Raw genomic sequence first — 4,402 nt, 5'->3', positions numbered from 1 at the left:
CATCCGTGCGGGTTCGTCCGGGTGCCGGGTCATCGTGTGCTCGCCGACCGGCCCGAGGAGGTCGCCCGCGCGCTGTCGGGCCTACTCGGGCAGGTGCGCGCGGGGAGCCCTGTCGCCACCGCTCAGCGCGAACCGACGAGGGTCGCGTCCTGATCGGCGATCAGCTTCCGGGGGACGAGCGCGAGCACGAGCAGGGCCACGGCGATCGCGAAGCACGCGACGAAGCCGATATGCGGCGCGGCGAGCGAGATGACGAAAGGCACCGCGAAGCCCAGATAGATCAGGCAGTAGAAGACGGCGACGGTCTGCGCCAGTTCGTCGGAGGGCGCGATGTTCTCGGCGGTGACAAGGCCGGAGACGAGCAGCATGCCGTAACCCCCGCCGAGGAAGACGGCGGTGACGAGGACGGCGAACACCGATCCCGGACCGTCCACGAGCACCGCGACAGCGGCCGAGACGAACCCCAGGACACCGAGGCCCACCCCGGTCCACACTCCACGATCCTCACCGTGCCGGGTGATGCGCCGGGCCACGGGCTGGACCAGTGCACCGGTGAGCAACGTCAGTGCGGCGACCACACCGGTGAACGCGACGGCCACACTGTCGACCCGATCCGACACGATCGGCGGCATCGTGGCGAACGAGACGGTCGCGCACCCGAAGACCCATGGAGCCCAAGGGACGACACCCCACCGGAAGCGTGGGGACGACAGGGACGACAGACGCCACGAACCCTGCACGATGCGGGGCCGGTGAGCGTCGGGGACGGCCCACACCAGCACCAGCGCGACCACCATCAGGGCGATGTGCACCAGATAGGGCAGACGGTCGGGGGCGGGCAGCCACTGCGCGATCAGGCCGGCGAACAGGGCACCGCTGCCGAATCCCGCCGACAGTGAGACGGCCGCCCGGCGTGCTCCCACACCCGGTCCCTCGCTGAGTTCCTTCATCCAGGCCGTGCCCGCTCCGAACGCCATCCCGGACGCCAATCCGGCGAGGACCCGCCCGAGATAGAGCAGGGCGGGGATGTCGGCGCCGAGGAGCAGAACGATCGACGACACGACGCTCACCGGGATCATCGCCCGGATCACCGGGCGACGGCCGATCCGGTCGGCCACCCGCCCGAAGTAGAGCAGGGCGGGGATCAACCCCACGATGTAGGACCCGAGCATGGCGGTGAACGACCCGCTGCCGAGCCCGAGGTGATCGCGGTAGACCAACTGCATCGGAGCGAACTGATTGGCACCCCAGCTCACCGCGAACACGGCGAACGCGAGACGGGCCCAGGACGGAATCATTCCCCGATCCTCCCAGGCCCGCTCCGGCGGGAAAGTATCAACTCTTCACACCACGGCGACCGCCTTCCTGTGGAGTGTGGACGTAGGAGGGGCCCGGAGCCCGTCATAGCGTTCTCGTCGATCGCAGACGAAGGAGAGCCAGTGGCGGTAGACGGTCGATCCCCGGCACGCGACACCGAACGCATCGGTCCGGCGACCGGCGCGGACGCGCGGTCGATCGCCACGAGGGTCCGGAGTCGCGAGATCACCGCACGTCGGGTGGTCGAGGATCATCTCGCACTGATCGCCGAGCAGAACCCGCGCCTCAACGCGATCGTCACCGTCGCGGCGGCCGGTGCGCGCGAGGAAGCCGACGCCCTCGACCACCGCCTCGACCGGGGCGGCCCGGCCGGACCACTCGCCGGAGTGCCGTTCACCGTCAAGGACCTCATCGCCACGGCAGGCGTGCGTACGACGGCCGCCTCGCCGGCATTGGCAGCGAACGTCCCCGTCGTCGACGCACCTGCCGTCGCCGCGATGAGAGCGGCCGGCGCGATCCTCATCGGCAAAACCAACACGCCCGAATTCGGGACCTCCGGACTCACCGACAACGAGATGTTCGGACCGACGGTCAACCCGCTGTGTAGTCCCGACTCGCCGCGCTCGCCCGGTGGATCCAGCGGGGGCGAAGCGGCATCGATCGCCTCGGGCATGAGCGTTCTCGGCCTGGGCACCGACTTCGGCGGGTCGGTGCGCTGGCCCGCGCACTGCACCGGTCTGTGCTCGATCCGCCCCACCGTGGGCAGGGTCTCCGCGGACGGCCAGTACCCGGGGGTGCTCGTCGGCGACCACGTGTGGGCCAATCCCACGACGGTGCACGGCACGCTGCAGACCGTCGGCCCCATGGCACGGACCCTCGGCGACCTCGTCCTCGCCCTGCGTGTGATCTCCGAGCCACACATCGCGTGGACGGACCCGGCGACGGTCGACGTCGACGCTCTGACGATCACCTGGGCGGCCGGTGAAGGTACCGTCCCCGTCGCCGACGAGATCGTGGACGTCGTCCGGGAGAGCGCGCGGCGACTGGGTGCCCGTCCGTACCGGGGGTCGGCGCTGGCCGAGGGAAACGACCTGTTCGGGCGGCTGCGGGCCACCCAGACCCACACCGACATCGACGCGCTGGGGAGCGTGGACCGGTTCGGGGCCGTCATCCGCGACCTGCTGTCCGCGGCCGGCCGCGCGGGGCAACGGGAGGTGGAGGAGCTGTGGGCGCAGCGCACCGCGCTCGTCCATCGGCTGCTCGACGAGATGGGCGACGTGCTGGTGCTGCCCGTCGCATCCATCGGCGCGCCCCCGCTCGGTCTCGAGCGTTTCGGTGTCGAGGATCGGCTGCTCACCTGGCAGGAGGCGCTGGCGAGTTGCCGCACGATCAGCGTCACCGGGTTCCCGTCCGTCGTCGTCCCCGTCGGGCGGGCGAGCGACGGCATGCCCATCGGCGTGCAGATCGTTGCGCGCCCGTTCCACGACCATGTCGCGCTGGCCGTCGCCGCGCGTCTGTGACACGCCTGCTGCGACATGCCGGCAAGAACCGAAGGAGGTTGCTGTGCGGGACATTCTCGACGAGCTGGCGCACTGGTTCGACGACGGTGACGCGTTCGCGCTGGCGACCGTCGTTCGCACCTGGAAGTCGTCGCCGCGCGAACCCGGCGCCGCGATGGCCGTCTCACAGTCCGGCGAGGTGGTGGGCAGTGTCTCGGGAGGCTGCATCGAAGGTGCCCTGTACGACATCGCCCATGACGTGCTCGCCGACGGACACGCCCGGACCGAGGTCTTCCGCGTCACCGACGACGACGCCTTCGGTGTGGGTCTGACCTGCGGCGGCACCATCGAGGTGTTCGTGCAACGAGTCGATGCCGCCACCTACCCGGAGTTCGCGGAGGTGGCGCGACGGATCGGGGCGGGGGAACCGGTCGCTGTGGTGACCGGCCGTGAGCCCGTCGTCCATCGGATGATCACCCTCGACGCGGACGGACCCGAGACCGAGGTCCGCACGCGTCTCGCTCAGGGCGAGTCGGAGGTGTACGTCGACGAGGAGAATTCGCAGATCGTGGAGATCTTCGCTCCGAGGCCGAGGATGTACGTCTTCGGCGCCATCGACTTCGCGTCCGCCCTGTGCACGCTGGGGAAGTTCGCCGGGTACCGCGTGACGGTGATCGACGCGCGGCCCGTCTTCGCGACCCCTGCCCGGCTCCCGGACGCCGACGAGGTCGTGGTGGCGTGGCCGCACGTCTTCCTCGAGTCGGCGCCGATCGACCCGACCACCGTCGTCGCGGTCCTCACCCACGACGAGAAGTTCGACATTCCGCTGCTCGAACGTGCGCTCCGGTGCGATGCCGGATACATCGGCGCGATGGGCAGCCGATCCACGCACGAACGCAGGGTCGCGCTGTTGCGCGAGGCCGGTCTGTCGGCGGACGAGCTGGCACGACTGCACTCGCCCATCGGGCTCGATCTCGGTGCGCGCACTCCGGAGGAGACAGCCGTGTCGATCCTCGCGGAGATCCTCGTGAGCACGCGCGGCGCCACCGGGCGCAGCCTCGCGGCGCTGCGCGGACCCATCCACCGGGCGCCTGGGGGACGCGCTGTCCGACCTGCGGCTTGTCCCCCTGTGATTGACGGTGCTGCCGCAGCCCTCTAATGTCACGTGTCTCCCGAGCGGGGTGAACGACTGGCAGGTGGACGGACAGTGCTGTGACGGTGCGCAAGGCTGAGAAACCGGGACGCAGCACCGCCGAACCGGAAGACAGTGCAGCGGTCGGATTCGAGCCCTGCCCGCTCGCCGACGTCGTCTCTTCGGGTTTCCTCGTCGCACCGACGGTGGTCGCCGGCGACCTCTCTGCGGCGCGCGCTGTGGTCGAGGTCGCGGTGATGATGCTCCCGGAGATCGGGCCGTGGCTGCGTCCGGGATCGTTGCTCGTCACCTCCACCACGGTGCTCGCGCGACTCGCCGTGCCGATCGCGGACTTCCTGGCACGCCTGAATCGCAACGAGGTCTCGGCGCTCGTGGTCCGGCTCGACGCCGGACATTCTCTGCCGCAAGGGCTCACGGACGGCGTTCCCTTCCC

Annotated in this window: 4 protein-coding genes; 3 read left to right on the top strand and 1 reads right to left on the bottom strand. The window is 70.2% G+C overall.

Features of this window, described 5'->3' with window-relative positions:
• Nucleotides 1–122: 122 nt before the first annotated feature.
• A complete protein-coding gene (locus R1101_RS0116740; RefSeq protein WP_016934524.1) occupies nt 123–1,298 on the bottom strand; it encodes an MFS transporter in 1,176 nt (391 codons plus the stop codon).
• A 141-nt stretch (nt 1,299–1,439) separates the two neighbouring features.
• Here R1101_RS0116740 and R1101_RS0116735 point away from each other — a divergent pair, with 141 nt between their 5' ends.
• The 3 genes from R1101_RS0116735 to R1101_RS27145 all read left to right on the top strand — a co-directional run.
• Nucleotides 1,440–2,837 carry an amidase gene (locus R1101_RS0116735; protein ID WP_016934523.1) on the top strand — a complete coding sequence of 466 codons (1,398 nt, stop codon included), beginning with the start codon at nt 1,440–1,442 and terminating at the stop codon, nt 2,835–2,837.
• Nucleotides 2,838–2,880: 43 nt separating this feature from the next.
• Complete coding sequence (locus R1101_RS0116730; RefSeq protein WP_016934522.1) at nt 2,881–3,975, top strand: XdhC family protein; 1,095 nt, start codon at nt 2,881–2,883, stop codon at nt 3,973–3,975.
• Nucleotides 3,976–4,028: 53 nt separating this feature from the next.
• Nucleotides 4,029–4,402 (top strand): PucR family transcriptional regulator ligand-binding domain-containing protein (locus R1101_RS27145; RefSeq protein WP_037223870.1); only part of this gene is annotated, 374 nt, incomplete at its 3' end.

The organism is Rhodococcus sp. R1101, assembly GCF_000278445.1.
Taxonomy (GTDB): Bacteria; Actinomycetota; Actinomycetes; order Mycobacteriales; family Mycobacteriaceae; genus Rhodococcus; species Rhodococcus gordoniae.
This window is presented reverse-complemented; position numbering and strand designations above follow the sequence as displayed.

Coding starts and splice junctions, on each gene's coding strand:
- R1101_RS0116740 (WP_016934524.1), bottom strand. CDS start 1,298: ATGATTCCGTCCTGGGCCCGTCTCGCGTTCGCCGTGTTCGCGGTGAGC.